This window comes from Kitasatospora sp. NPDC086009, from assembly GCF_044540385.1.
Lineage (GTDB): Bacteria > Actinomycetota > Actinomycetes > Streptomycetales > Streptomycetaceae > Kitasatospora.
In genome coordinates, this window is record NZ_JBITSA010000012.1 from 129,644 (window position 1) to 155,724 (window position 26,081).

Sequence of the window (26,081 nt, forward strand, 5' to 3'; positions counted from 1 at the left end):
GGCTTCCGGCCCCGGGAGGAGTCCTCCCCGGCCGACATGACGACGGTATGAGTTGGAGTTCACTCCAACACAAGCCCCGATCCCCCGCGCTCCCCGCCCACTCCCCCTCGCAGACCTCTGGCGCAATTCTCCGTACTATGTATAGTGTACTGCGTACGGGATAATCGCCGACGAAAGGGCACTCCTCCATGCAGATCACCGGCGCCGCCGTCTCACTCACCGTCGAGGACGTCACCGCCTCCGCCGACTTCCTCCAGCAGCACTTCGGGTTCGCCGAGCAGATGGCGGCCGACGGCTTCGCCTCGCTCGGGCGCCCGGACTCCGGGATGAACGTCGTCTACCTGCGCCGCGGCCTCGACGTGCTGCCCGAGGGCTTCCGGGACCAGCACGCCGCCGGGCTGATCCTGGCGTTCACCGTGGCGGACGTGGCAGCAGAGGAGGCCCGCCTGCGGGCCGCCGGCGTGGAGATCACCATGCCGCTGCGCGACGAGCCCTGGGGCGAGCGGCTGTTCCAGGTCACCGACCCGAACGGGGTGGTCATCCAGCTGGTCGAGTGGGTCCAGCAGTAGGAGCCCAGCGACAGGAACCGGACGTCCGCGACGACACCCCGGCCGTCGGCCGGGCGACGGGCGCCGGGTCACCCTGGAGCCCGATCCAGTAGCGGCGAACGGCACCGAACTTGGTGTCCTGGACGCTTTCGAGAACACCTCCCCGGCCCTCGATGGTCCGGACCGAGGCGATGTTGTCCACCGCGCAGGCGACCAGGACGCGGTCCAGGCCGACCGTGCGGGCTTCGTCGAGCATCCGGCCCAACGCCCACGCCGCCAGTCCGCGGCGGCGGGCGGAGGGCCGGATGCCGTAGCCGATGTGGCCGAAGTACGGGACGAAGCCGTGCACTCCGTACCGCAGGACGATGCCGCCCAGGACCCGGCCGTCCTCCACGATCCAGCGGTAGCGGAAGGCCAGTGCCCCGGCCTCGGCCGGGTGCGACGGCGCCTCCTCGGCGGCCAGCCGGGAGATCCAGGCGGCGAAGCCGGCCGGGGAGTCGACCTCGTCGCCCGGCGTGAGCCCGAAGCCGTCCTCATGGCTCCCCGGGCCCCATTCCTTGTGCGCCTCAAGCCAGTTGGCGTGCAGACGGGTGGTCGGTGCGATCAGTTCGGCCATACCCGGACGATACCCAGCCGCACCGGACCACGGACCGGCCGACCTCCCCCCGGCCGACCTCCCCCCGACCGACCTCCCCCAACCGACCTCCCTCCGACCGACCGGACGCTCACGACCCCGGGTGCTCACGGGCGGCGGACGCTCACACCGCCGAGCAGGCCCCAGGCCCCCACGTGCACGGTCGGACCGCCGAGTTCGGTACGGCCATCGTCGCGGACGCCGCCGAGGCGCAGACCGCTGACCACGACGCGCACGTTCGGGCGGACCCTCAGCCTCACCCCGCCGATCAGGCTCAGCTTGGTGATCCGGAGCTCGGCGCCGTCGGGGATCTCCACATCCGTCAGGTCGATGTCCGCACCGCCGATCAGCGAGGCGGTCACGGTGCGGCGGTGGACCTCCCGGCCCGCCAGCCGGGTGCCACCGATGATGCTCACGTGGACGTCGGTCCTGGTGTCAACGAGCTTCGTGTTCGTCATGGCAAGAACGGTAGGACCGGGCGGGCGTCGGCCCGTAGTGCCCGGGGACAGCTCTTCGGGATGACACCTGTCATATCGACCCGGCGGTGGCCCCGGCGGGAGGGATCGCTCCCGCCGGGGCGCCGTCGTCCGCCCGGCGACGGTCAGTCGACCGTCCAGGTGTCGCTGCCGGCCAGCAGACCGGCCAGGTCACCGGTGCCGCGCTGCGCCACGGCGGTGGTCAGCTGGGCGGCCATCAGCTCGTCGTAGACCGGCCGGCGGACGCTGCGCAGGACACCGATCGGGGTGTGGTGCAGGGTGTCGGCGTCGGCGATCCGGGAGAGCGCGAACGCCGCCGCGGAGCCTGCGGCGTGGGCGTCGTGGACCACCACCGAGGCCTCGTTGTCGGCCGTGACGGTGTCGACGTACAGCTCGCCGTCGGCGTCCCGGAAGACGCCCTGCGCCCCGTCGGCGCCGAAGCGGATCGGCTGGTCGTGCTCCAGGCGGATCAGGGCCTCGTCCCGGGTGCCGGACTCCTTCAGGATCTCGAAGGCGCCGTCGTTGAAGATGTTGCAGTTCTGGTAGATCTCCACCAGCGCGGTGCCCTCGTGCTCCGCCGCCGCCCGCAGCACGGACTGGAGGTGCTGGCGGTCGGAGTCGATGGTCCGGGCGACGAAGGTGGCCTCCGCGCCGATGGCCAGCGAGAGCGGGTTGAAGGGCGCGTCCAGTGAGCCCATCGGCGTGGACTTGGTGATCTTGCCGACCTCGCTGGTCGGCGAGTACTGGCCCTTGGTGAGGCCGTAGATCCGGTTGTTGAACAGCAGGATCTTCAGATTGACGTTCCGCCGTAGCGCGTGGATCAGATGGTTGCCGCCGATCGAGAGGGCGTCGCCGTCACCCGTCACCACCCAGACGCTCAGGTCCTGCCGGGAGGAGGCCAGCCCGGTGGCGATGGCCGGTGCGCGCCCGTGGATCGAGTGCACCCCATAGGTATTCATGTAGTACGGGAAACGGGAGGAGCACCCGATGCCGGAGACGAAGACGGTGTTCTCCCGCTTGATCCCCAGCTCCGGCATGAAGGCCTGCACCGCCGCCAGGATCGCGTAGTCCCCGCAGCCGGGACACCAGCGGACCTCCTGGTCGGTCTTGAACTCCTTGGCGGTCTGGGGCCCTTCGGCCTTCGGCACCAGCTTCAAGGAGGGGAACTTCTCGCTCATCGGTTGTCCTCCTCGTTCGCCGAAGCAGCACCCGAAGCAGCCCCCGAAGCAGCCGCCGAAGCAGCACCCGAAGCAGCACCCGCCGCGTCCAGGCTGCCGATCGCCGCCCACAGCACGTCCGCCAACTGGGCCGCCTTGAACGGCAGTCCACGCACCTGGTTGTAGGACTGCGCGTCCACCAGGTACTTGGCCCGCAGCAGCAGCGCCAGCTGCCCGAGGTTCATCTCGGGCACGATGACCTTGTCGTAACCCTTCAGCACCGCACCGAGATTGGCCGGAAACGGATTGAGGTTGCGCAGGTGCGCCTGGGCGACCTGCCCGCCGTCGGCCCGGACCCGGCGAACGGCGGCGGTGATCGGCCCGTACGTCGACCCCCAGCCGAGGACCAGGACCCGTGCCTCGCCGCCGGGGTCGTCGACCTCCAGCGCCGGCACCGCGATGCCGTCCACCTTCGCCTGGCGGGTGCGGACCATGAAGTCGTGGTTGGCGGGGTCGTAGGAGATGTTCCCCGTGCCGTCCTGCTTCTCGATCCCGCCGATCCGGTGCTCCAGGCCCGGCGTGCCGGGCACCGCCCAGGGGCGGGCCAGCGTCTGCGGGTCGCGCTGGTAGGGCCAGAACGCGCCGTCCTCGCGATTCGGGCCGGTCGCGAAGTCCGGGGTGATCTCGGGCAGTTCGCCGACTTCGGGGATCCGCCAGGGTTCAGACCCGTTGGCCAGGTAGCCGTCCGACAGCAGGAACACCGGGGTGCGGTAGGTGACGGCGATCCGGGCCGCCTCCAGGGCCGCGTCGAAGCACTCGGCCGGGGTCGCCGGGGCGACGATCGGCACCGGCGCCTCGCCGTTGCGGCCGAACATCGCCTGCAGCAGGTCCGCCTGCTCGGTCTTGGTCGGCAGGCCGGTGGACGGACCGCCGCGCTGGATGTCGACCACCAGCAGGGGCAGTTCGAGCGAGACGGCCAGGCCGATGGTCTCGCTCTTCAGGGCGACGCCCGGGCCGGAGGTGGTGGTCACGCCCAGCGCGCCGCCGAACGAGGCACCGAGCGCCGCACCGATGCCGGCGATCTCGTCCTCCGCCTGGAAGGTCCGTACGTCGAAGTTCTTGTGTCTGCTCAGCTCGTGCAGGATGTCCGAGGCCGGGGTGATCGGGTACGAGCCGAGGTAGAGCGGCAGCCCGGAGCGCTCGGAGGCGGCGATCAGTCCGTACGACAGGGCCAGGTTGCCGGAGATGTTGCGGTAGCGGCCCGGTGGCAGCTTGGCCGGCGGCACCTCGTACGAGACGGCGAAGGACTCCGTGGTCTCCCCGAAGTTCCAGCCCGCCCGGAAGGCGCTGATGTTGGCCTCGGCGATCAGCGGCTTCTTGGCGAACTTGGTACGCAGGAAGGACTCGGTGCCGTGGGTGGGCCGGTGGTACATCCAGGAGAGCAGGCCCAGCGCGAACATGTTCTTGGCGCGCTCGGCGTCCTTGCGGGTCAGCCCGCTGTCCTTGAGCGCCTCCAGGGTCAGCGTGGTCAGCGGCACCTTGTGGAGGTGGTAGGCCTCCAGCGAGCCGTCCCCCAGCGGGTCGGCCGGGTAGCCGACCTTGGCCAGGGCCCGCTTGGTGAACTCGTCGGTGTTGACGATGATCTCCGCGCCGCGCGGCAGGTCCGGCACGTTGGCCTTCAGGGCGGCCGGGTTCATCGCCACCAGGACGTTGGGCGCGTCCCCCGGGGTCAGGATGTCGTGGTCGGCGAAGTGGAGCTGGAAGGACGAGACCCCCGGGAGCGTGCCGGCGGGGGCCCGGATCTCGGCCGGGAAGTTGGGCAGGGTGGAGAGGTCGTTGCCGAAGGACGCCGTCTCCGAGGTGAAGCGGTCACCGGTGAGCTGCATGCCGTCGCCGGAGTCCCCGGCGAAGCGGATGATCACCCGGTCCAATCTGCGGATCGGCTTGGCTCGCCTGGGCTGCGGACCGGCCGGCACGGCGGGGCCGGAGCGGCCCTCACCGGGCCCGGAACGGCCCCCGTCGCCGTCCGGACCGTCCACCGCTTCTGACTGATCGACCTGACTGGTCACTGCCGCGGACCTCCTCGTGGGCACCAGCCGCGGGCGTGAGCCGTGTGCCCCGTCCGCCTGGTGCACCTCTCGCATCCTATGCGGGTAAGGATTGCCTTGGACGGAACTACCCGATGCGGCGGGAAATCACCGCCGGATGTCACGGAAACACGGTAGGTCACCGGCCGGACCCCGGCGGGAACGCCCCTGCTCGGGCGCCCGGACGGGTTCCGCGCGCCCCGCCCCCGCGTGTCGCGGACAGGGACGCGAACGCGGGCCGGAGGCCGTCCGGCGGGCCGGAGACCGCGCGCGCCCGCTGTCACCCCCGCCGTCGGCCCGCGGGCGGCCCCGCTACGAGTTCAGGTAGGTGAGCACCGCGAGCACCCGCCGGTGGTCCTCGGAGCTCTGGGCCAGGCCCAGCTTGAGGAAGATGTTGCTGACGTGCTTCTCCACCGCGCCGTCCGAGACCACCAGCTGCTTGGCCACCGCCGCGTTGGTCCGGCCCTCCGCCATCAGCCCGAGCACCTCGCGCTCGCGCGGGGTCAGCCCGGCCAGGACGTCGCCCTTGCGGCTGCGGCTGAGCAGCTGCTGGACGACCTCGGGGTCCAGCGCGGTGCCGCCCCCGGCCACCCGCACCACGGCGTCGACGAACTCGCGGACCTCGGCCACCCGGTCCTTCAGCAGGTACCCGACGCCCCGGGTGGAGCCGGCCAGCAGCTCGGAGGCGTAGCGCTCCTCGACGTACTGCGACAGCACCAGGACACCCACCTCGGGGTAGAGGCCGCGCAGCGTGACGCAGGCGCGCACCCCCTCGTCGGTGTGGGTCGGGGGCATCCGGACGTCGGCGACCACCACGTCGGGCAGGGCGCCGGCGCCGGCCAGGTCGTGGACGGCCTTCAGCAGCGCCTCGCCGTCGCCGACCCCCGCCACGACCTCCAGACCGCGGTCGGTCAGCAGCCTGGTCAGGCCCTCCCGAAGCAGGACGGAGTCCTCGGCGATGACGACGCGAAGCATGGTGGCCTTCCGGTTGGCGGCGCTGCGGACGGTTGGCGGCGCTGCGGACGGTGCTGACGAGGTCAGTCTTCCCTATCCGCGGACGCCCCGGTCCGCCGGGCGGAGAATCCCGCCGGCCGCGGTCGCCGACCGCCGGGCGGGTGCGCCCGGCCGGTCGGAGCAGCGCCCGGACGGCCGGTCACAGGCGGCGGACGACCGGTCACCTCCGGTGCACGGCCGGGCACATGCGGCGGGCCGCCGGTCACATGGTGCGGATGGCCACCGCGTCGCACAGGCCCTGGAGGGCCGCCTTGGCCGCGCTGTCGGGCAGCGGGTCGAGCAGCGCGCGGGCCTCCTCCGCGTGCCGCAGGGTCTCCCGGCGCGCGCGCTCCAGTGCCGGGTGGCGGCGCAGCAGGCGCAGCGCCTCGGCGTGCAGGTCGTCGTCGGCGAGGTCGCTCTCGACCAGCTCGCGCAGCCGCAGGTCGGCCGGGTCGGACTCGTCGACCGGCATCTGCCGGAGCAGCAGCGTGGGCAGCGTCGGCACGCCCTCGCGCAGGTCGGTGCCCGGGGTCTTGCCGGACTCGTGGCCGTCGCTGGCGATGTCGAGCACGTCGTCGGCCAGCTGGAAGGCGATGCCGATCCGCTCGCCGTACGCGCTGAGGATGTCGGTCACCCACGGCTCGGCACCGGCCATCAGCGCGCCGATCCGGCAGGAGACGGCGATCAGCGAGCCGGTCTTGCCGGCCAGCACGGCGAGGTAGTGGTCGAGCGGGTCGTCCTCCGGGCGGGGGCCGGCGGTCTCCAGGATCTGGCCGGTGACCAGCCGTTCGAACGCGTCGGCCTGCAGCCGGACGGCCTCCGGGCCGAGGTCGGCGAGCACCTGGGAGGCGCGGGAGAACAGGAAGTCGCCGGTGAGGATGGCGACCGAGTTGTCCCAGCGCGAGTTGGCGCTGGGGGCGCCGCGGCGCACGGGGGCCTCGTCCATGACGTCGTCGTGGTAGAGCGTCGCGAGGTGGGTCAGCTCGACCACCACGGCGGCCGGGACCACGCCCGGGGCGTTGGCGTCGCCGAACTGCGCGGCGAGCATCACCAGCAGCGGGCGGAAGCGCTTGCCGCCGGCTTCCATCAGGTGGCTGGCGGTGACGGTGATGAACGGGACGTCACTCTTCACGGCCTCGGTGAGCGCGACCTCCACCGCGTCCATCCCGGACTGGACATCGCGGGTCAGATCGCGGTCCTGCACGTTGAGCCCAAAGGGTCCCACGACGGTCACGAAGACCACTCCTCTGTCCCTGGTCGATCTAGCGGCCTGGTCCCTGAGTGCCGCCGCTGGCCATACAGGCAGGGTATCCGGTCGCGAGTGGATCACTGCACGGGCGTGCGGATCCTGTCATGATCGGGCCGGACCCGCTGGTGGGAGCCGGTCCGGAGACGACACGTCCGGGCCGCGCGGACGAGTGCGCGGCCCGGACGGTGGGGCGCGGCCGGAGCGGTTCCGGCCGGTGGAGCGGGTCCGGGCACTGCCCGGACGGCGGGCTCAGCGGACGAAGAGCGAGGCCTTCGACGCCAGGTCCAGGAAGTACTGCGGCAGCACCCCGAGGCCGATGGTGACCACCACGCCGATGCCGATCGCGGTCGCCGTGAAGGCGCTCGGGATGGCCACGGTGGGGCCGCCGGGCTGCGGGTCCGAGAAGAACATCAGCACGATGACCCGGATGTAGAAGAACGCGGCCACCGCCGAGCTGAGCACACCCACGATCACCAGCGGGGTGGCCCCGCCGGCCGCCGCGGCCTGGAAGACCGCGAACTTCCCGGTGAAGCCCGAGGTGAGCGGGATGCCCGCGAAGGCCAGCAGGAAGAGCGCGAAGACCGCCGCGACCAGCGGGGACCGCCGGCCGAGCCCCGCCCAGCTGGACAGGTGGGTGGCCTCGCCCTTGGAGTCGCGCACCAGGGTGACCACGGCGAAGGCGCCGAGGGTCACGAAGGAGTACGCCAGCAGGTAGAACAGCACCGAGCCGAGGCCCTGCTTGTTGGTGGCGATCACGCCGGTGAGGATGAACCCGGCGTGCGCGACGGAGGAGTAGGCGAGGAGCCGCTTCACGTCCTGCTGGGTGACGGCCAGGATCGCGCCGACCACCATGGTCAGGATGGCCACGCCCCACATCACCGGCCGCCAGTCCAGCCGCAGGCCGGGGAAGGCGACGTAGAAGAGCCGGAGCATGGCCCCGAAGGCGGCCACCTTGGTCGCCGCCGCCATGAACCCGGTGACCGGGGTCGGGGCGCCCTGGTAGACGTCCGGGGTCCAGGAGTGGAAGGGCACCGCGCCGACCTTGAAGAGCAGGCCGACCGCGAGCATCGCCAGGCCGATCAGGAGCAGGGCGTCGTTCTGCGTGGTGGAGAGCAGCGCCGGGGTGGCCAGGGCCTTGCCGGAGATGACGTCCGAGATCTCGCCGAGCCGGACGCTGCCCGCGTACCCGTACAGCAGGGCGGTGCCGAACAGGAAGAACGCCGAGGCGAAGGCGCCGAGCAGGAAGTACTTGACCGCCGCCTCCTGGGAGAGCAGCCGGCGGCGGCGGGCCAGCGCGCAGAGCAGGTAGAGCGGGAGGGAGAAGACCTCCAGCGCCACGAACATGGTCAGCAGGTCGTTGGCGGCGGGGAACAGCAGCATGCCGCCGACCGCGAACATGGTGAGCGGGAAGACCTCGCTGGTGGCGAAGCCGGCCCGGACGGCGGCGCGCTCCTGCTCGCCGCCGGGCGTGGCGGAGGCCTGCGCGGCGAACGCGTCGGCCGGCTCGCCGCCGGCCTTGGGCTCCAGCTTCCGCTCCGCGTAGGTGAGCACGGCGACCACGGAGGCCAGCAGGATCACGCCCTGCAGGAACAGCGCGGGGCCGTCCAGGGCGACCGAGCCCATGGCGAGCAGGTCGACCTTGGTGGAGCCGTAGCCCTGGGCGGCGAGCACCACCAGGGCGGTGAACGCCCCGGCCAGGCCGAGCAGGGCCACCGAGACCTGGGCCCAGTGCCGGTACCGGCGGGGCAGGAAGGCCTCCAGCAGGATGCCGAGCACGGCGGCGCCGAACACCACCAGCATCGGGGAGAGCTGGCCGTACTCGACGTGCGGGGCCGGGATGCTCGACGTGTTGCCGCCCGCGGCGGCGAGCCAACCGGTGGTGCTCACTTGTGCTCACCTCCTGAGGTGGCGGCGACCGGGTGGGCCGGCGCCGGGTCGGTCTCGTGGACCTGCGAGAGCGTCGCGTCCACCGAAGGGTTGACGATGTCGGTGAGCGGCTTGGGGTAGACGCCGAGCAGGATGGTCAGGGCCAACAGCGGGGCGACGACCGCGAGTTCGCGCGCCTTGAGGTCGTGCATGCCGCGCACGCCCTCCTTGACCGGTCCGGTCATGGTGCGCTGGTAGAGCAGCAGCGCGTAGAGCGCGGCGAGCACGATGCCGAAGGTGGCGACGATGCCGATCGCCGGGTACCGGGTGAACGTGCCGACCAGGACCAGGAACTCGCTGACGAAGGGTGCCAGCCCGGGCAGCGACAGCGTGGCCAGGCCACCGATCAGGAACGTCCCGGCGAGCACCGGGGCGACCTTCTGCACGCCGCCGTAGTCGGCGATCAGGCGCGAGCCGCGGCGGGAGATCAGGAAGCCGGCCACCAGCATCCACGCGGCGGTGGAGATGCCGTGGTTGACCATGTAGAGGGTGGCGCCGCTCTGGCCCTGGCTGGTCAGCGCGAAGATGCCCATGATGATGAAGCCGAAGTGCGAGATCGAGGCGTACGCGACCAGCCGCTTGATGTCCTTCTGGCCGATGGCCAGCAGGGCGCCGTAGATGATCCCGATCACCGAGAGGACCAGGATCGCCGGGGCGAAGGTCTTCGAGGCGTCCGGGAAGAGCCCGAGGCAGAAGCGGAGCATCGCGAAGGTGCCGACCTTGTCGACCACCGCGGTGATCAGCACGGCCGTGCCGGCGGTGGACTCGCCCATCGCGTTGGGCAGCCAGGTGTGCAGCGGCCAGAGCGGGGCCTTCACGGCGAAGGCGAAGAAGAAGCCGAGGAACAGCGCCTTCTCGGCGGTGCCGCTGAGGACCAGCTTGCCGTCGGCGATCGCCGAGGTCAGCGTCCGGAGGTCGAAGGTGCCGAACCCCTGGTCCTGCGCGATCACGTACAGCCCGATCACGGCGGCCAGCATGACCAGGCCGCCGAGCAGGTTGTACAGCAGGAACTTCACCGCGGCGTAGGACCGTTGGCGGGCCGACTCGGGGCCGCCCGCCTTGTCGCCGAAGCCGCCGATGAGGAAGTACATCGGGATCAGCATGGCTTCGAAGAACACGTAGAAGAGGAAGACGTCGGTGGCGTAGAAGGAGACGATCACCATCGCCTCGACGGCCAGGATCAGGGCGAAGTAGCCCTGGGTGCGGCGCCGGTTCTCGAAGCTGCCGTCCGGCGCGGGGGCCGGTTCGGCGGGCGGGTCGGCGTCGTGCCAGGAGGCGAGCATCACGATCGGCACCAGGACGGCCGTGAGCAGGGCCAGCACGGCGCCGATGCCGTCCACGCCGAGCGAGAAGGTGATACCGAAGGAGCGGATCCAGCTGTAGGACTCGGTCAGCTGGTAGCGGGCCCCGTCGGGGTCGAACCGGGCCGCCGCGGTGGCCGCCAGGGCCAGCGTGACGGCCGAGACGCCGAGGGCGACGAGCTTGGTGGTCCGCCGCCGGGGCCCGGTCGTCCCGGCGGGCAGCGCGGCGGTGAGCACCGCGCCGGCCGCCGGGACGGCGCAGGTGGCGGTCAGCAGGGCACTCATGCCGCGCCTCCCCGAAGGTCTGTGTAATCCCTGTCCATCAGACGGACCTCATCAGGAGAGTCGTGGCGACCAGCACCAGCGTGCCGCCGAACATGGAGAGTGCGTAGGTGCGGACGTAGCCGTTCTGGATCCGCCGCAGCCGGCCGGAGATCCCGCCGATGGTGGCGGCCAGGCCGTTGACGAAGCCGTCCAGGCCGCGGCTGTCGAAGTAGACCAGCGCCGCGGCGAGCGCGGACCCGGGGCGCACCAGGACGGCGTGGTTGAAGTCGTCCTGGAGGAGGTCCCGGCGGGCCGCCCGGGTGAGCGGGGAGCCGACCGGCGGCACCACGGGGACGGTGGAGCGGCCGTACATCAGGTACGACAGCGCGACACCGGCCAGCATGCAGACCATGGTGAGCAGGGTGACCACCAGCGGGCTGAGCGGGGAGTCTCCCTCGGAGTGCCCGGTGACCGGCTCCAGCCAGGTGACGAAGGAGCTGTTCAGGGCGAACAGTCCGCCGGCGAAGACCGAGCCGAACGCGAGCACGATCATCGGGATGGTCATGGTCCTGGGCGACTCGTGCGGGTGCGGGTCGTTGCCGTCCGCGTCCGGCTGCCAGCGCTTCTCGCCGAAGAAGGTCAGGATCATCACCCGGGTCATGTAGAACGCGGTGATCGCGGCGCCGACCAGGGTGCAGAGGCCGAGGATCCAGCCCTCCGTGCCGCCCTTGGCGAAGGCCGCTTCGATGATCTTGTCCTTGGAGAAGAAGCCGGACAGGCCGGGGAACCCGATGATGGCCAGGTAGCCGAGGCCGAAGGTGACGAAGGTGATCGGCATGTACTTGCGCAGACCGCCGTAGTGCCGCATGTTCACCTCGTCGTTCATGCCGTGCATGACCGACCCGGCGCCGAGGAAGAGCCCGGCCTTGAAGAAGCCGTGGGTCACCAGGTGCATGATCGCGAAGGCGTAGCCGATCGGGCCGAGGCCCGCCGCCAGGATCATGTAGCCGATCTGCGACATCGTCGAGCCGGCCAGCGCCTTCTTGATGTCGTCCTTGGCGCAACCGACGATCGCCCCGAACAGCAGGGTGACCGCGCCGACCACCACCACGGCGGTCTGGGCGTCCGGCGCCAGGTTGAAGATGGCACCGGAACGGGTGATCAGGTAGACGCCGGCGGTCACCATGGTGGCCGCGTGGATCAGGGCCGAGACCGGGGTCGGGCCCTCCATGGCGTCTCCGAGCCAGGACTGCAGCGGGACCTGGGCGGACTTGCCGCAGGCCGCCAGCAGCAGCATCAGCCCGATGGCGGTCAGCTTGCCCTCACTGGCCTGGCCGGCCGCACCGGCCGCGCCCTCGGTGCCGAGGATCGGGCCGAAGGCGAAGGAGCCGAACTCCACGAACATCAGCATGATCGCGATGGAGAGGCCCATGTCGCCGACCCGGTTGACGATGAACGCCTTCTTGGCGGCCGTCGCGGCGCTCGGCTTGTGCTGCCAGAAGCCGATCAGCAGGTACGAGGCGAGCCCGACGCCCTCCCAGCCGACGTACAGCAGCAGGTAGTTGTCGGCGAGCACCAGCAGCAGCATGGCCGCCAGGAAGAGGTTCAGGTACGCGAAGAAGCGGCGCCGGCGCTCGTCGTGCGCCATGTACCCCACCGAGTAGAGGTGGATCAGCGTGCCCACACCGGTGATCAGCAGGACGAAGGTGATCGAGAGCTGGTCGAGTTGGAACGCGACGTCGGCCTGGAACCCGTTGACCGGGATCCAGCTGAACAGGTGCTCGGTGATCGAGCGGTCCTCGGCCTCGCGGCCCAGCAGCTCCGAGAACAGCGCGAGCCCGAAGCCGAACGAGAGCGCGGCCAGAGCGGTGGCCAGCCAGTGGCCGAACCGGTCGAAGCGGCGGCCACCGAGGAGCAGCAGGGCGGCGCCGGCCAGCGGCGCTGCCACCAGCAGCGGAATGAGAGAGTTCACCGAAGGCCCTCCGCCTACAGCTTCATCAGGTTGCTGTCATCGACCGAAGCCGAGTGCCTGGTCCGGAAGATGGACACGATGATGGCGAGACCGACCACTACTTCGGCCGCCGCGACCACCATGGTGAAGAACGCGATGATCTGGCCGTCCAGGTTGCCGTGCAGCCGGGAGAACGTGACCAGGGCCAGGTTCGAGGCGTTGAGCATCAGCTCCACGCACATGAACAGCACGATCGCGTTCCGCCGGATCAGCACGCCGGAGGCGCCGATGGTGAACAACAGGGCGGAGAGATAGAGGTAGTTGACCGGATTCACTCCGCGCCCTCCTCGTCGTGGCCGGCCGACGCCGGCCGGTCGTGCGGGACCGGCTCCAGCTCCTTGCGCGGGCCGGCGACCGGCGGGCGCTCGGACGACGGGCGGCCCAGCCAGTCGGCGGTGGTGTTCTCCAGCTCGGCCATCCGCCGCAGCATCTCCTGGCTGACGTCGCGGATCTGGCCGCGGTCGCGCAGGGTCCCCATCACCGAGTCCTCGGCGACGGTGCCGTCCGGCAACAGGCCGGGGACGTCGACCGCGTTGTGCCGGGCGTAAACGCCCGGCGCGGGCAGCGGCGGCAGCTGGATGTTGTCCTTGACCCGCTGGGCGGCCAGCTCGCGCTGGGTCTTCGGGGCCGTCACGTGCTCGCGGTGGGTCAGCACCATGGCGCCGATCGCGGCGGTGATCAGCAGCGCGCCGGTGACCTCGAAGGCCCAGACGTACTTGGTGAAGATCAGCCGGGCCAGGCCCTGGACGTTGCCCTCGGCGTTGGCCTCGGCGAGGCCGGTGAAGGTGTCCAGCCTGGCGTTGGCGATGCCGGCCACCAGCAGCACGCCGAACCCGAGCCCGCACAGGACGGCGGCGAACCGCTGGCCCTTCAGCTGCTCCTTCAGCGAGTCCGCGCTGGTGACACCGACCAGCATCACCACGAACAGGAAGAGCATCATGATCGCGCCGGTGTAGACGACGATCTGCACCACGCCCAGGAAGACCGCGCCCTGGGCCATGTAACAGACCGCCAGGGCGAGCATGGTGGCGGCCAGGCAGAGCGCGCTGTGCACGGCCTTCTTCATCAGCAGCATGCCGAGCGCGCCGCCGACGGCGATCACCGCGAGCACCCAGAACTGGACGGCCTCGCCGGTGGAGGCCGTCCCGGTGGCGGCGAGGGCCGCGCCGTGTCCGGCGAGGTTCAGGGCGGTCACTGCTGGGCCTCCTTGTCCCGGTCGGTGCTCTCCTGCTGGACCGTCCCGGGCGCCGCCGCGGTGATCTCGCCCCGGTAGTAGGCGCCTTCGTCGGCGCCCGGGAAGATCGAGTGCGGGCTGTCGACCATGCCTTCGGAGAGGCCGACCAGCAGCTGGTCCTTGGTGAAGATGAGGTCCTGGCGCGAGGAGTCCGCGAGTTCGTACTCGTTGGTCATGGTGAGCGCGCGGGTCGGGCAGGCCTCGATGCAGAGGCCGCAGAGGATGCAGCGGGCGTAGTTGATCTGGTAGACCGCCCCGTACCGCTCACCCGGCGAGTAGCGCTCGTCCTCGCGGTTGTCGGCGCCCTCCACGTAGATCGCGTCGGCCGGGCAGGCCCAGGCGCAGAGCTCGCAGCCGACGCACTTCTCCAGGCCGTCCGGGTGCCGGTTCAGCTGGTGGCGGCCGTGGAAGCGCGGAGCGGTGGGCTTCTTCTGCTCCGGGTACTGCTCGGTGAGCCGCTTCTTGAACATGGCCTTGAAGGTCACGCCGAAGCCGGCGGCCGGCCCGAGGACGGACGGCTTGTCGGTCCTGTCGTTCTGGTCGGACGACATCGCGGTCAGCTCCCTTCGGAATGGTCGGACCCGTTGAGGGCGTCCTGGAGTTGCTTCGGGGCGCGGCTGGGCCGGCGCGGGACCGGCGGGAGCTGCTGGCCGGGCAGCGGGGGCACCGGGTAGCCGCCGGCCATCGGGTCGAACTCGCCGCCGGGCGGCGCGCCCTCGGCCTCCGGGCCGGCCGGTTCGGGCCCCTTCTTCAGGGTGTCCCGGAGCAGCGCCAGCAGCAGGACGGCGCCGGCCGGCGCGCCGACGTACAGCACCACCTCGCCGAAGTCGTAGCCCTCGTTGCGCAGCGCCCGGACGCTGGCCACCATGACCAGCCAGACCAGCGAGACCGGGATCAGGACCTTCCAGCCGAGCTTCATGAACTGGTCGTAACGAAGCCGGGGCAGCGTGCCGCGCAGCCAGATGAAGAAGAAGAGCAGCAGCTGGATCTTCAGCGTGATCCAGAGCATCGGCCACCAGCCGTGGTTGGCCCCCTCCCAGAAGGTGGAGACCGGCCAGGGCGCCCGCCAGCCGCCCAGGAAGAGCGTGGAGGCGACGGCCGAGACGGTGACCATGTTGACGTACTCGGCCAGCATGAACATCGCGAACTTCAGCGAGGAGTACTCGGTGTTGAAGCCGCCGACCAGCTCGCCCTCGGCCTCCGGGAGGTCGAACGGCGCCCGGTTGGTCTCGCCGACCATGGCGATGATGTAGACGATGAAGGAGACCGGCAGCAGCACCGCGAACCAGGTCGGCTGCTGCGAGGAGACGATCTCCGAGGTGGACATCGACCCCGAGTAGATGAACACCGCCGCGAAGGACAGGCCCATCGCGATCTCGTAGCTGATCATCTGCGCCGAGGAGCGCAGCCCGCCGAGCAGCGGGTAGGTCGAGCCGGAGGACCAGCCGGCCAGCACGATGCCGTAGATCCCCACCGACGCGGTGGCCAGGATGTACAGCAGCGCCACCGGGAAGTCCGTCAGCTGCAGCGGGGTGCGGGTACCGAAGACCGACACCTCGTCACCGGCCGGGCCGAAGGGGATCACCGCGAAGGCCATGAACGCGGGGATGGCGCAGACGATCGGGGCCAGGATGTAGACCACCTTGTCGGCGCCCTTGACCACCAGGTCTTCCTTGAGCGCCAGCTTCACGCCGTCGGCGAGCGACTGCAGCATGCCCCAGGGGCCGTGCCGGTTGGGGCCGATGCGCAGCTGCATCCAGGCCACCACCTTGCGCTCCCAGACGATCGCGATCAGCACCGTGCCGACCAGGAACGCGAAGCAGAAGACGGCCTTGAGCAGAACCAGCCACCAGGGGTCGCGGCCGAAGAAGCCCAGGGTCTCGTACGCGGCGAGGTTCATCGGTGCTCCCCCTCGGCGGTCGGGGCGGTCGGGGCGGTCGGGGCGGTGGTCGGGGTGCCGGCCGTCGCCGCGCCGGTGGTCGCCGGGGGCTCCGTACCGGCGTCGGCACCGGCGTCGGCACCGGCGACCGGGGTGGCGTCCGCGGTGGCGACGGCGATCGTGTCGGCCGCGATCGTGACCAGGTGGCCCACGGCGGTGCCCAGGGCGCGGTGGGCGCCGCCCGGGGTGGAGTTGAGCGGGATCCAGACCGTCCGGTCCGGGATGTCCTTGGTGATCTCCAGCGGCAGGGTGAGCGACCCGGCCGGGCCGGTCAGCCGCAGGGCCGGGCGCAGCGCCGCGGCGGTCACTCCGGTGGCGCCGACCTCCTCGGCGGTGGCCGGTGAGATCCGGGCGACCGCCGGGTGCCGGGTGCCGGCCAGGTGCGGGTCGCCCTGCTGGAGCGAGCCGTTGTCCAGCAGCTGGCGCCAGCCGGCGAGCACCGCCTGGCCGGTGGCCGGCCGGGGCAGCAGTCCGGGGTGCGCGGCGGGGGCGGCCGGGTGGTCGCCGGTCCACGGCTCGAAGCGGTCCAGCTCCAGCCGGGCGGCCCGGACGTCGGGCAGGCCCAGCCGGTGGCCCAGCGCGTCCGCCAGCATGTTCAGCACCCGCAGGTCCGGGTACAGGTGCCGGCCCATCTGCTGGTCGGGCTTGAGCGCAGCCTCGAACATCCGCGCCCGGCCCTCCCAGTCCAGGAAGGTCCCGGCCTTCTCGGCCACCGCGGCGACCGGCAGGACGACGTCGGCCACGGCGGTGACGGCGGACGGGCGCAGCTCCAGCGAGACCACGAACCGCGCGGTGGCCAGCGCCTCTTCGGCGAGCACCGGGTCCGGCAGGTCGTCCGGGTCGACGCCGCCGACCAGCAGCGCGTCCAGGTCGCCGTGGGCGGCGGCCGCGAGGATCTGGTCGGTGTCCCGGCCGAGCCGGGCGGGGAGTTCGGCCACGCCCCAGGCGGCGGCGGCCTCGGCCCGGGCGGCCGGGGCGGCGACCGGGCGGCCGCCGGGCAGCAGCCCGGGCAGCGCGCCGGCCTCGACGGCGCCGCGTTCGCCGGCCCGGCGCGGGATCCAGGCGAGCCGGGCGCCGGTGGCGTGCGCGAGGCGCAGCGCGGCGGTCAGCGCGCCGGGGGCGGCGGCCAGCCGCTCGCCGGCCAGGATGACGGCGCCGGGGGTGCGGAGCAGTTCGGCGGCGCGGCCCGCGTCGTCGTTCAGCGGCTCGTCGGCGGCGAGGGCGCCGAGCCACTCGGCCTCGGTGCCGGGCGCGGCCGGCAGCAGGGCGCCGCGCAGCTTGCCCAGGCCCCGGGAGCCGTAGGCGGCGATCGAGAACACCTTGAGGCCGGTGGCCCGGGTGGCCTTGCGCAGCCGCAGGAAGACGATCGGCGACTCCTCCTCGGGCTCGAAGCCCGCGAGCAGCACCGCCGGGGCGGCCTCCAGTTGCTCGTAGTCGACGCCGCCCGGACCGAGGTCGGTGCCCCGGCCGGCGACGGCGGCGGCCAGGAAGTCCGCCTCCTCGCCGCTGTGCGGGCGGGCCCGGAAGTCCACGTCGTTGGTGCCGAGCACCACCCGGGCGAACTTGGCGTAGGCGTAGGCGTCCTCGACGGTGACCCGGCCGCCGGTGAGCACTCCGGCGCGGGCGCCGCGCAGCCCCTCGGCGGCCCGGGCCAGCGCCTCCGGCCAGGAGGCGGCGACGAGTTCACCCGTCGCCGGGTCGCGGACCAGCGGGGTGGCGAGCCGGTCGCGCTGCTGCGCGTAGCGGAAGGCGAACCGGCCCTTGTCGCAGTTCCACTCCTCGTTGACCGCCGGGTCCTCGCCGGCGAGGCGCCGCAGCACCTTGCCGCGCCGGTGGTCGGTGCGCTGCGCGCAGCCGGAGGAGCAGTGCTCGCAGACGCTCGGCGAGGAGACCAGGTCGAACGGGCGCGAGCGGAAACGATAAGCCGCCGAGGTGAGCGCGCCGACCGGGCAGATCTGGATGGTGTTGCCGGAGAAGTACGACTCGAAGTCGTCCCCCGCGCCGGTGCCGACCTGCTGGAGGGCGCCGCGCTCGACCAGGTCGATGAACGGGTCCCCGGCGATCTGCTGCGAGAAGCGGGTGCAGCGGGCGCAGAGCACGCAGCGTTCGCGGTCCAGCAGCACCTGGGTGCTGATCGGCACCGGCTTCTGGTACGTCCGCTTCATCCCCTCGAAGCGGGAGTCGGTGTCCCCGGTGGACATCGCCTGGTTCTGCAGCGGGCACTCGCCGCCCTTGTCGCAGACCGGGCAGTCCAGCGGGTGGTTGATCAGCAGCAGTTCCATCACACCGCGCTGGGCCTTCTCGGCGACCGGCGAGCTGACCTGCGTGCGGACCACCATGCCCTCGGCGACCGGGATGGTGCAGGAGGCGACGGGCTTGCGCTGGCCCTCGATCTCGACGATGCACTGCCGGCAGGCGCCGGCCGGGTCGAGCAGCGGGTGGTCGCAGAAGCGCGGGATCTGGGTGCCGATCTGCTCGGCCGCCCGGATCACCAACGTCCCCTTGGGGACCTGCACTTCGATGCCGTCGATGGTGAGCGTGACCAGGTCGACCGCGGCCTTGGAGGTGGCTGGTTCTGTGATCGTCACGCGTGCACCTCCCTTTCGGTGGCGGACTGGTGGCCGGGGCGGGGGCCGTCGGCCCAGACGGTGGAGGCGGCCGGGTCGAACGGGCAGCGGCGCTCGGCCAGGTGCTGCTCGTACTCGGCCCGGAAGTGCTGGAGCGAGGAGACGATCGGGCTGGCCGCACCGTCCCCCAGCGCGCAGAAGGACTTGCCGTTGATGTTGTCGGCGATGTCGAGCAGCTTCTCCAGGTCGCCGTCGACGCCCTCGCCGGCCTCGATCCGCTTGAGCAGCTGGACGAGCCAGTACGTCCCCTCGCGGCAGGGCGTGCACTTGCCGCAGGACTCGTGGGCGTAGAACTCCGTCCAGCGGGTGACGGCCCGGACCACGCAGGTGGTCTCGTCGAAGACCTGGAGGGCCTTGGTGCCGAGCATCGAGCCGGCCGCGCCGACGCCCTCGTAGTCGAGCGGGACGTCGAGGTGCTCGTCGGTGAACATCGGGGTGGAGGAGCCGCCCGGGGTCCAGAACTTCAGCCGGTGCCCGGTCCGGACGCCGCCGCTGATCTCCAGCAGCTGGCGCAGCGTGACGCCGAGCGGGGCCTCGTACTGGCCGGGGTTGGTGACGTGGCCGGAGAGCGAGTAGAGCGTGAAGCCGGGGGACTTCTCGGTGCCCAGGCTCTTGAACCACTCCTTGCCGCGGGCCAGGATCGGCGGCACCGAGGCGATCGACTCGACATTGTTGACCACCGTCGGGCAGGCGTAGAGGCCGGCGATCGCCGGGAACGGCGGGCGCAGCCGGGGCTGGCCGCGGCGCCCCTCCAGCGAGTCCAGCAGGGCCGTCTCCTCGCCGCAGATGTAGGCGCCGGCGCCGGCGTGCACGGTGATGTCGAGGTCGGTGCCGGAGCCCAGGATGTTCTTGCCGAGCAACCCGGCCCCGTACGCCTCGGCGACCGCGGCCTGGAGCCGGCGCAGCACCGGGACGACCTCGCCGCGCAGGTAGATGAACGCGTGGTCGCAGCGGATCGCGTAGGAGGCGATGATCATGCCCTCGATCAGCGCGTGCGGGTTGGCGAACAGCAGCGGGATGTCCTTGCAGGTGCCCGGCTCGGACTCGTCCGCGTTGACCACCAGGTAGTGCGGCTTGCCGTCGTTCTGCGGGATGAACTGCCACTTCATGCCGGTGGGGAAGCCGGCGCCGCCGCGACCGCGCAGCCCGGAGTCCTTGACCAGCGCGATCACGTCGTCCGGGGGCATCGCGAGGGCGGCCTTCAGCCCCTCGTACCCCGCGTGGCGGCGGTAGGTGGCGAGCGTCCAGGGGCGGCTGTCGTCCCAGGACGCGGAGAGCACGGGGGTGAGCAACTTCTCGGCCGGCTCGGCGGAGGTCATCACGCTTCGGTCCCTTCGTGACGGGGCGAGACGACCCGGGTGCCACCGGTCCCGGGCAGGGCCTCGCCCTTGGCGAGGCGCAGGCCGGCCAGCGAGGGCGCGCCGCCGGCACCGGACTCGTCGACGGCGCCGGGGCGCTCGTCGGGGAAGCCGGCCAGGATGCGGGCGGACTCCTTGAAGCTGCAGAGCCGGGCGCCGCGGGTGGGGTGGACCTCCCGGCCGGCCCGCAGGTCGTCGACCAGCCGCCGGGCGCTCTCCGGGGTCTGGTCGTCGAAGAACTCCCAGTTCACCATCACCACGGGGGCGTAGTCGCAGGCGGCGTTGCACTCGATGTGCTCGATCGAGATCTCGCCGTCCTCGGTGGTCTCGTTGTTGCCGACCCCGAGGTGCTGCTGGAGCTCGTCGAAGATCTGGTCGCCGCCGAGCACCGCGCACAGGGTGTTGGTGCAGACCCCGACGTGGTACTTCCCGGCCGGCCGGCGCCGGTACATGGTGTAGAAGGTCGCGACGGCGGTGACCTCGGCGGTGGTGAGGTCCAACTGCTCGGCGCAGAACCGGATGCCGGTCGTGCTGACGAAGCCCTCCTCGGCCTGCACCAGGTGCAGCAGCGGCAGCAGTGCGGACCGGGCCACCGGGTAGCGGCCGATCAGCTCCTCCGCGTCGGCGGCGAGGCGGGCACGCACCTCCTCGGGGTACGGCCTGGCCGGCAGTGCCGGCATCCCCAACTGGACGTCTGTCACCGGTCCACGCCTCCCATCACCGGGTCGATCCCGGCCACCGCGACGATCACGTCGGCGACCTGGCCGCCCTCGCACATCGCCGCCATCGACTGCAGATTGGTGAACGACGGGTCCCGGAAGTGCACCCGGTACGGGCGCGTGCCGCCGTCGCTGACCACGTGCACGCCCAGCTCGCCCTTGGGCGACTCGACCGCCGTGTACGCCTGGCCGGCCGGGACCCGGAAGCCCTCGGTGACCAGCTTGAAGTGGTGGATCAGGGCTTCCATCGAGGTGCCCATGATCTTGCGGATGTGGTCGAGCGAGTTGCCCATGCCGTCCGGGCCGACGGCCAGCTGGGCCGGCCAGGCGATCTTCTTGTCGGCCACCATGACCGGGCCGGGGCGCAGCCGCTCCAGGCACTGCTCGACGATCCGCAGCGACTGGCGCATCTCCTCCAGCCGGATCAGGAACCGGCCGTAGGAGTCGGCGCTGTCGGCGGTCGCGACCTCGAAGTCGTAGTCCTCGTAGCCGCAGTACGGGTCGCTCTTGCGCAGGTCGTTCGGCAGGCCGGTGGCGCGCAGGATCGGGCCGGTGGCGCCGAGGGCCAGGCAGCCGGCCAGGTCGAGGAAGCCGACGTCGACCAGCCGGGCCTTGAACACCGGGTTGCCGGTGGCGAGCTTGTCGTACTCGTGCATCCGCGAGCGGAGGGTCTTCACCGCCTCGTGGATCTGGTCGACGGCGCCGGGCGGGAGGTCCTGGGCGAGGCCGCCGGGGCGGACGTACGCGTGGTTCATCCGCAGACCGGTGACCAGCTCGAAGACGTCCAGGATGAGTTCGCGGTCCCGGAAGCCGTAGATCATCAGCGTGGTGGAGCCGATCTCCATGCCGCCGGTAGCCAGGCAGACCAGGTGCGAGGAGATCCGGTTGAGCTCCATCATCAGGACGCGGATGACGCTGGCCCGGTCCGGGACGTCGTCGGTGATGCCGAGCAGCTTCTCGACCGCGAGGCAGTACGCGGTCTCGTTGAACAGCGGCGTCAGGTAGTCCATCCGGGTCACGAAGGTGGTGCCCTGGACCCAGCTGCGGAACTCCATGTTCTTCTCGATGCCGGTGTGGAGGTAGCCGATGCCGCAGCGGGCCTCCTTCACCGTCTCGCCGTCGATCTCCAGGATCAGCCGTAGCACCCCGTGGGTGGAGGGGTGTTGGGGGCCCATGTTGACGATGATGCGCTCGTCGTCGGCCCGGCCGACGGCTTCGACCACCTCGCCCCAGTCGCCCCCGGTGACGGTGAAGACCCGGCCCTCGGTGGTCTCGCGGGCGCCGGCGTGGGCGGCCTCGCCGGCCGCCGCCTCTTCGTAGTGCCGAGTACTCATCAGCTGTACGACCTCCGCTGGTCGGGTGCCGGGATCTGGGCGCCCTTGTACTCGACGGGGATGCCGCCGAGCGGGTAGTCCTTGCGCTGCGGGTGGCCCAGCCAGTCGTCCGGCATCATGATCCGGGTGAGCGCGGGGTGGCCCTCGAAGACCAGGCCGAAGAAGTCGTAGGCCTCGCGCTCGTGCCAGTCGTTGGTCGGGTAGACGGTGACCACCGACGGGATCCGCGGATCGGCGTCCGGCGCGCTGACCTCCACCCTGATCAGCCGGCCGTGGGTGATCGACCGCAGGTGGTAGACCGCGTGCAGTTCCCGCCCCCGGTCGCCGGGGTGGTGCACGCCGCTCACGCCGAGGCAGAGCTCGAAGCGGAGCGCGGGGTCGTCGCGCAGGATGCGCACCGTCCGCAGCAGGTGTTCGCGGGCGATGTGGAAGGTGAGCTCGGCGCGGTCGACGACGGTCTTCTCGATCACGTCCGCCGGGTCGAGGCCCTGCTCCTCCAGCGCGCCCTCCAGCTCGTCCGCGACCTCGTCGAACCAGCCGCCGTAGGGGCGTTCGCTCGCGGACGGCAGGACGACCGTGGTGTTGAGCCCGCCGAAGCCGGAGGTGTCGCCGCTGCCCTGGGCGCCGAACATGCCCTGGCGCCGGCCGACCACCTCGACGGGGATCTCCCGGCGCGGCTGCTCCGGGTCGCTGCGGGTTCCGGGGACCTGGTCGCTCATCGCAGCTGCCCCCGCATCTCGCTCACCGGGGTGGCCGTGAGGGCCAGTGCCTCGCCCAGCTCCTCGGCCCGGCGCCGGTTCGCGCCCAGCGGCTCGTGCTGGATCTTGTCGTGGAGCTTCAGGATGGCGTCCAGCAGCATCTCCGGGCGGGGCGGACACCCGGGGAGGTAGATGTCCACCGGGACGATGTGGTCGACGCCCTGCACGATCGCGTAGTTGTTGAACATCCCGCCCGAGGAGGCGCAGACCCCCATCGAGATGACCCACTTCGGATTGGGCATCTGGTCGTACACCTGGCGCAGCACCGGCGCCATCTTCTGGCTCACCCGGCCTGCCACGATCATCAGGTCGGCCTGCCGGGGGGAGCCCCGGAAGACCTCCATCCCGAACCGGGCCAGGTCGTAGCGGCCGGCCCCGGTGGTCATCATCTCGATCGCGCAGCAGGCGAGTCCGAAGGTGGCCGGGAAGAGCGACGCCTTGCGCACCCAGCCCGCGGCCGTCTCCACACTCGTGAGCAGAAAGCCGCTCGGCAGCTTCTCCTCGATTCCCATCAGATCCCTCTCAATGCCCTCAGTGCCCTCAAGTCCGGTGGTCCGTACGCTGGTTCGGGCCTCTGCACGCGCCCGGGCTTGTCCGCCCGTTCACAAAGTCAGCGGCCGCCCCGCCCTCAGTCCCACTCCAGACCGCCGCGGCGCCAGACGTAGGCGTACGCGACGAAGACGGTGGCGATGAACAGGAGCATCTCGACCAGCCCGAAGATCCCCAGGGCGTCGAAGCTCACCGCCCACGGATAAAGGAAGACGATCTCGATGTCGAAGACGATGAAGAGCATCGCCGTCAGGTAGTACTTGATCGGGAACCGACCGCCGCCCACGGGCTGCGGGGTCGGCTCGATGCCGCACTCGTACGCCTCCAACTTGGCCCGGTTGTACCGCTTGGGCCCGGTCAGTGAGGCCATCACGACGGAGCCGACCGCGAACGCCGCCGCGATGGCACCGAGTACGAGGATCGGCGCGTAGGCATTCATAGCCCCCGCTCCCTCCGTCCAGTCGTCCTTGACTGCAGATCGGAACCGCCGGGTCACGCTGTGGTGGCCCGCGTTCCAGTTCCCGAGATCCACCCCATGTGAGGCAGTTCACAAAGCCTGGAACGAGCGCATCCTATGCCCGTCGGCTTGTGATCTGCGACACGCAGTTCAGGGCGATCTTTGTGATCTACGCCACCCCTGGAATGCTGCCGAAAGTGAACATGACCAGAGTTGTCGACGCAAAGCAGTCAAATGGTCACAACAAGTCGCATTTATCTGCGAACTGGCAGGTCAGAGCTTCGCTCCTATATCAACTACGCAGCGCCCAGAGCAAATTTCCGGGCGTCATGTTGACGTGTTATGGCGTCTCACCCGCAGGGGTGGCGGGGCTCCGAACGCCCGCTTGACCCTTCGTTCACAAGCGCGCGAGCGTCCGTTTCCACGACCCGGGACCAAGGCTCGACGAACTGCCGCTCAGGGTCGTCGCACAGGGCTGCCGCCCAGGGCCGTCACACAGGGCTGTGACGGCGGGCGGTCGCGGGCGGTCGGTCAGACCGACGCCGGGGCCGGCTCCACCGGCCGGGGTTCGGGCCGGGCGGCGCCGGTGGCGGTGCGGCGCCCCCACTCGGTGGCGACCAGGACGATCGCGCCCCCGGCCAGCGCCACCGGGCCCAAGTGGTTGCCGGCCAGGGCGATCCCGAAGACGGCGGCCCAGAGCGGCTCGGTGCCGAGCAGCAGGCTGACCCGGGACGGCGAGGTGGCCCGGACCGCCCACATCTGCACCAGGAAGGCGAACAGTGTGCAGAGCAGCGCCAGATGCAGCAGCCAGGCCCACTCGGTCGGCCCGTACGAGGCGGCGACGGTCCACGGCAGCGGCCCGGCGAACGGCGCGGCGAGGGCGAACACCACCGTGGCGGTGGCGAGTTGGACCCAGGTGAGACCCAGGTTGTCGGTGTCCCGGATGGCCCGGACCCGGGACATCGCCAGCACGTGCGCCGTCCGCACCACGGCGGCGCCGAGCACCAGCAGGTCGCCGGAGGTGGGCGCCTTCAGCCCGCCACCGCCGGTGAGCAGGGCGACGCCCAGCACGGCCAGGCCGGCCGCCGCGAGGAAGGCCCGCGGCAACGGCTTCCGGGTGAGCGCGCTCTCCGCGAGCGGGGTGAACACCATCGTGAGGCTGATGATCAGCCCGGCGTTGGTCGCGGAGGTGTGCACCGCGCCGTAGGTCTCCAGCAGGAAGACCCCGCCGAGCACCAGGCCCAGCACCGCCCCGCCCAGCCATTCGGCCCGGCCCATCCCCCGCAGCGCCCGCCGGGCGAGGACCCCCAGCAGCGGCAGCACCAGCCCGAAGCGCAGCACCAGCATCGCCACCACCGTCCCCGGCCCGGCCACCTGCTGCACCGCGAGGAAGCTCGACCCCCACACCACCGCCACCAGCAGCACGGGTACATCACGGAGCAGGGCGGGTGACGGGCGCATGGGCGGGACCTCTCCGAAGGCGAACGGGGCGGACGAGGAGACTCCCGTACGACGTCGGACGGATCTCGGAGCACCGCGGGCCCGCTCGGACGGACCCGCGCCAAGGTCCGCCATCCTCGCGCACCGCCCCGCCCGCGATCAACGGCTTTCGGCGCACTCCTCCCATCCGGACGCCCACGGCGACGGGGGCGCCACCCGCCCCTGCCGCCCACCGCCCACCACCGGCCCCCGACGTCTACCGGATCCCCGCCCGACCATGGATGATGTCGCCATGACAATCCAGCCGTCCACCACCCCCCGGAAGGCCCGTCACATGAGGCGCAAGCACTGGGCGCTGCCCGCCGCCGCCACCGTCCTCCTGCTGGCCGCGACCACCGGAACCGCCGCGGCGGACCCCGCGCCGGCCCCGCCCGCGGCCCCCGGCTGCGCGTACACCCCGGCCGTGCCCGCCGACAACTTCAAGGGCATCCCGGTCTTCGACGCCAAGAAGGCCGCCAAGCCCTACCAGGCGACCCTGAAGACCGGCCAGGGCGCGATCACCTTCCGGGCCCTGACCGCCGAGGCGCCCTGCACGACGTTCTCGTTCCGCTTCCTCGCCGAGCACGACTACTTCGACAAGAGCCACTGCCACCGGCTCACCACCCAGCGGATCTTCGTCCTGCAGTGCGGCGACCCGACCGGCACCGGCAGCGGCGGCCCGGGCTACTCGTTCCCCGACGAGAACCTCACCGGTGCCACCTACCCCGCCGGCACCGTGGCCATGGCCAACGCCGGGCCGAACACCAACGGCAGCCAGTTCTTCATCGTCTGGAAGGACACCAAGCTCTCCCCCGCCTACACCCCGTTCGGCCGGGTGACCGCCGGCCTGGACGTCCTGCAGAAGATCGCGGCCGGCGGCGAGGACGACCAGAACGGCCCCGGCGACGGCTTCCCGACCCTCCCGGTGAAGTTCCGGAACGTGCGGATCAGCGCCCGCTGAACCCCGCTCCCGTACGGCGG

At 71.5% G+C, this 26,081-nt stretch carries 22 protein-coding genes and 1 pseudogene; 2 read left to right on the top strand and 21 right to left on the bottom strand.

Translation table 11 applies throughout. The features are described 5' to 3' along the window. The first annotated feature begins 188 nt into the window (after positions 1 to 188). The gene (locus ACIF6L_RS25605) at positions 189 to 569 is read left to right on the top strand and encodes a VOC family protein (RefSeq protein WP_396488780.1); all 381 of its coding nucleotides are present in this window, start codon (positions 189 to 191) and stop codon (positions 567 to 569) included. Here ACIF6L_RS25605 and ACIF6L_RS25610 read toward each other — a convergent pair. The 21 genes and pseudogenes from ACIF6L_RS25610 to ACIF6L_RS25710 all read right to left on the bottom strand — a co-directional run bounded on the left by ACIF6L_RS25610 (position 538) and on the right by ACIF6L_RS25710 (position 25,082). Then, the gene (locus ACIF6L_RS25610; protein ID WP_396488782.1) at positions 538 to 1,164 is read right to left on the bottom strand and encodes a GNAT family N-acetyltransferase; all 627 of its coding nucleotides are present in this window, start codon (positions 1,162 to 1,164) and stop codon (positions 538 to 540) included. The genes ACIF6L_RS25605 and ACIF6L_RS25610 overlap by 32 nt on opposite strands. Before the next feature lie 125 nt (positions 1,165 to 1,289). Then, positions 1,290 to 1,640 (bottom strand): hypothetical protein, encoded by a 351-nt coding sequence (locus ACIF6L_RS25615; RefSeq protein ID WP_329489250.1) that lies wholly within the window; start codon positions 1,638 to 1,640, stop codon positions 1,290 to 1,292. A 143-nt stretch (positions 1,641 to 1,783) separates the two neighbouring features. Next, on the bottom strand, positions 1,784 to 2,836 hold the full coding sequence (locus tag ACIF6L_RS25620; RefSeq protein ID WP_396488783.1) for a 2-oxoacid:ferredoxin oxidoreductase subunit beta: 1,053 nt from the start codon (positions 2,834 to 2,836) through the stop codon (positions 1,784 to 1,786). A 98-nt stretch (positions 2,837 to 2,934) separates the two neighbouring features. Next, a pseudogene (locus ACIF6L_RS25625) lies at positions 2,935 to 4,884 on the bottom strand (2-oxoacid:acceptor oxidoreductase subunit alpha); the annotation flags it as partial. 330 nt (positions 4,885 to 5,214) lie between these two features. Next, positions 5,215 to 5,877 (bottom strand): response regulator transcription factor, encoded by a 663-nt coding sequence (locus ACIF6L_RS25630; protein WP_329489248.1) that lies wholly within the window; start codon positions 5,875 to 5,877, stop codon positions 5,215 to 5,217. Positions 5,878 to 6,118: 241 nt separating this feature from the next. Next, on the bottom strand, positions 6,119 to 7,129 hold the full coding sequence (locus ACIF6L_RS25635) for a polyprenyl synthetase family protein (protein WP_329489247.1): 1,011 nt from the start codon (positions 7,127 to 7,129) through the stop codon (positions 6,119 to 6,121). Positions 7,130 to 7,393: 264 nt separating this feature from the next. Continuing rightward, entirely contained in the window at positions 7,394 to 9,031 is a 1,638-nt protein-coding gene (gene nuoN / locus ACIF6L_RS25640; protein ID WP_396488785.1) for an NADH-quinone oxidoreductase subunit NuoN, read from the bottom strand. Beyond that, positions 9,028 to 10,656 (bottom strand): NADH-quinone oxidoreductase subunit M, encoded by a 1,629-nt coding sequence (locus ACIF6L_RS25645; RefSeq protein ID WP_396488787.1) that lies wholly within the window; start codon positions 10,654 to 10,656, stop codon positions 9,028 to 9,030. Before ACIF6L_RS25645 ends, nuoN begins: the two co-directional genes overlap by 4 nt. 37 nt (positions 10,657 to 10,693) lie before the next feature. Then, on the bottom strand, positions 10,694 to 12,607 hold the full coding sequence (gene nuoL / locus ACIF6L_RS25650) for an NADH-quinone oxidoreductase subunit L (RefSeq protein WP_352290596.1): 1,914 nt from the start codon (positions 12,605 to 12,607) through the stop codon (positions 10,694 to 10,696). Between the two features lie 14 nt (positions 12,608 to 12,621). Next, complete coding sequence (nuoK, locus tag ACIF6L_RS25655; protein ID WP_209412994.1) at positions 12,622 to 12,921, bottom strand: NADH-quinone oxidoreductase subunit NuoK; 300 nt, start codon at positions 12,919 to 12,921, stop codon at positions 12,622 to 12,624. Further along, positions 12,918 to 13,841, bottom strand: coding sequence for an NADH-quinone oxidoreductase subunit J (locus ACIF6L_RS25660; protein WP_396488788.1), 924 nt, complete (start codon positions 13,839 to 13,841; stop codon positions 12,918 to 12,920). The genes nuoK and ACIF6L_RS25660 overlap by 4 nt, the downstream gene beginning before the upstream one ends. Next, positions 13,838 to 14,431: an NADH-quinone oxidoreductase subunit NuoI gene (gene nuoI, locus ACIF6L_RS25665; protein WP_329489242.1), complete on the bottom strand. Its 594-nt coding sequence runs from the start codon at positions 14,429 to 14,431 to the stop codon at positions 13,838 to 13,840. The genes ACIF6L_RS25660 and nuoI overlap by 4 nt, the downstream gene beginning before the upstream one ends. Before the next feature lie 5 nt (positions 14,432 to 14,436). Then, a complete protein-coding gene (nuoH, locus tag ACIF6L_RS25670) occupies positions 14,437 to 15,780 on the bottom strand; it encodes an NADH-quinone oxidoreductase subunit NuoH (RefSeq protein ID WP_329489241.1) in 1,344 nt (447 codons plus the stop codon). Further along, a complete protein-coding gene (locus ACIF6L_RS25675; RefSeq protein ID WP_396488790.1) occupies positions 15,777 to 18,407 on the bottom strand; it encodes an NADH-quinone oxidoreductase subunit G in 2,631 nt (876 codons plus the stop codon). The genes nuoH and ACIF6L_RS25675 overlap by 4 nt, the downstream gene beginning before the upstream one ends. After that, positions 18,404 to 19,765, bottom strand: coding sequence for an NADH-quinone oxidoreductase subunit NuoF (nuoF, locus tag ACIF6L_RS25680; RefSeq protein ID WP_329489239.1), 1,362 nt, complete (start codon positions 19,763 to 19,765; stop codon positions 18,404 to 18,406). The genes ACIF6L_RS25675 and nuoF overlap by 4 nt, the downstream gene beginning before the upstream one ends. Further along, positions 19,765 to 20,505, bottom strand: a complete 741-nt coding sequence (nuoE, locus tag ACIF6L_RS25685; protein ID WP_329489238.1) for an NADH-quinone oxidoreductase subunit NuoE — start codon at positions 20,503 to 20,505, stop codon at positions 19,765 to 19,767. Before nuoE ends, nuoF begins: the two co-directional genes overlap by 1 nt. Further along, positions 20,502 to 21,857, bottom strand: a complete 1,356-nt coding sequence (locus ACIF6L_RS25690) for an NADH-quinone oxidoreductase subunit D (protein ID WP_329489237.1) — start codon at positions 21,855 to 21,857, stop codon at positions 20,502 to 20,504. The genes nuoE and ACIF6L_RS25690 overlap by 4 nt, the downstream gene beginning before the upstream one ends. Beyond that, positions 21,857 to 22,576 (bottom strand): NADH-quinone oxidoreductase subunit C, encoded by a 720-nt coding sequence (locus ACIF6L_RS25695; protein WP_329489236.1) that lies wholly within the window; start codon positions 22,574 to 22,576, stop codon positions 21,857 to 21,859. Before ACIF6L_RS25695 ends, ACIF6L_RS25690 begins: the two co-directional genes overlap by 1 nt. Further along, positions 22,573 to 23,127, bottom strand: coding sequence for an NADH-quinone oxidoreductase subunit B family protein (locus ACIF6L_RS25700; RefSeq protein WP_329489235.1), 555 nt, complete (start codon positions 23,125 to 23,127; stop codon positions 22,573 to 22,575). Before ACIF6L_RS25700 ends, ACIF6L_RS25695 begins: the two co-directional genes overlap by 4 nt. A gap of 116 nt (positions 23,128 to 23,243) precedes the next feature. Further along, positions 23,244 to 23,603 (bottom strand): NADH-quinone oxidoreductase subunit A, encoded by a 360-nt coding sequence (locus ACIF6L_RS25705; RefSeq protein WP_014137597.1) that lies wholly within the window; start codon positions 23,601 to 23,603, stop codon positions 23,244 to 23,246. 549 nt (positions 23,604 to 24,152) lie between these two features. Continuing rightward, positions 24,153 to 25,082 (bottom strand): DMT family transporter, encoded by a 930-nt coding sequence (locus tag ACIF6L_RS25710; RefSeq protein ID WP_396488793.1) that lies wholly within the window; start codon positions 25,080 to 25,082, stop codon positions 24,153 to 24,155. A gap of 271 nt (positions 25,083 to 25,353) precedes the next feature. Between ACIF6L_RS25710 and ACIF6L_RS25715 the strand changes: the two genes are divergently transcribed. Continuing rightward, positions 25,354 to 26,061, top strand: coding sequence for a peptidylprolyl isomerase (locus ACIF6L_RS25715; RefSeq protein ID WP_329489233.1), 708 nt, complete (start codon positions 25,354 to 25,356; stop codon positions 26,059 to 26,061). Positions 26,062 to 26,081 lie beyond the last annotated feature (20 nt).

Coding starts and splice junctions, on each gene's coding strand:
- nuoI (WP_329489242.1), bottom strand. CDS start 14,431: ATGTCGTCCGACCAGAACGACAGGACCGACAAGCCGTCCGTCCTCGGG.
- ACIF6L_RS25605 (WP_396488780.1), top strand. CDS start 189: ATGCAGATCACCGGCGCCGCCGTCTCACTCACCGTCGAGGACGTCACC.
- nuoH (WP_329489241.1), bottom strand. CDS start 15,780: ATGAACCTCGCCGCGTACGAGACCCTGGGCTTCTTCGGCCGCGACCCC.
- ACIF6L_RS25710 (WP_396488793.1), bottom strand. CDS start 25,082: ATGCGCCCGTCACCCGCCCTGCTCCGTGATGTACCCGTGCTGCTGGTG.
- ACIF6L_RS25620 (WP_396488783.1), bottom strand. CDS start 2,836: ATGAGCGAGAAGTTCCCCTCCTTGAAGCTGGTGCCGAAGGCCGAAGGG.
- ACIF6L_RS25705 (WP_014137597.1), bottom strand. CDS start 23,603: ATGAATGCCTACGCGCCGATCCTCGTACTCGGTGCCATCGCGGCGGCG.
- ACIF6L_RS25615 (WP_329489250.1), bottom strand. CDS start 1,640: ATGACGAACACGAAGCTCGTTGACACCAGGACCGACGTCCACGTGAGC.
- ACIF6L_RS25715 (WP_329489233.1), top strand. CDS start 25,354: ATGACAATCCAGCCGTCCACCACCCCCCGGAAGGCCCGTCACATGAGG.
- ACIF6L_RS25610 (WP_396488782.1), bottom strand. CDS start 1,164: ATGGCCGAACTGATCGCACCGACCACCCGTCTGCACGCCAACTGGCTT.
- nuoF (WP_329489239.1), bottom strand. CDS start 19,765: ATGACCTCCGCCGAGCCGGCCGAGAAGTTGCTCACCCCCGTGCTCTCC.
- ACIF6L_RS25700 (WP_329489235.1), bottom strand. CDS start 23,127: ATGGGAATCGAGGAGAAGCTGCCGAGCGGCTTTCTGCTCACGAGTGTG.
- ACIF6L_RS25645 (WP_396488787.1), bottom strand. CDS start 10,656: ATGAGTGCCCTGCTGACCGCCACCTGCGCCGTCCCGGCGGCCGGCGCG.
- ACIF6L_RS25690 (WP_329489237.1), bottom strand. CDS start 21,857: ATGAGTACTCGGCACTACGAAGAGGCGGCGGCCGGCGAGGCCGCCCAC.
- ACIF6L_RS25630 (WP_329489248.1), bottom strand. CDS start 5,877: ATGCTTCGCGTCGTCATCGCCGAGGACTCCGTCCTGCTTCGGGAGGGC.
- ACIF6L_RS25695 (WP_329489236.1), bottom strand. CDS start 22,576: ATGAGCGACCAGGTCCCCGGAACCCGCAGCGACCCGGAGCAGCCGCGC.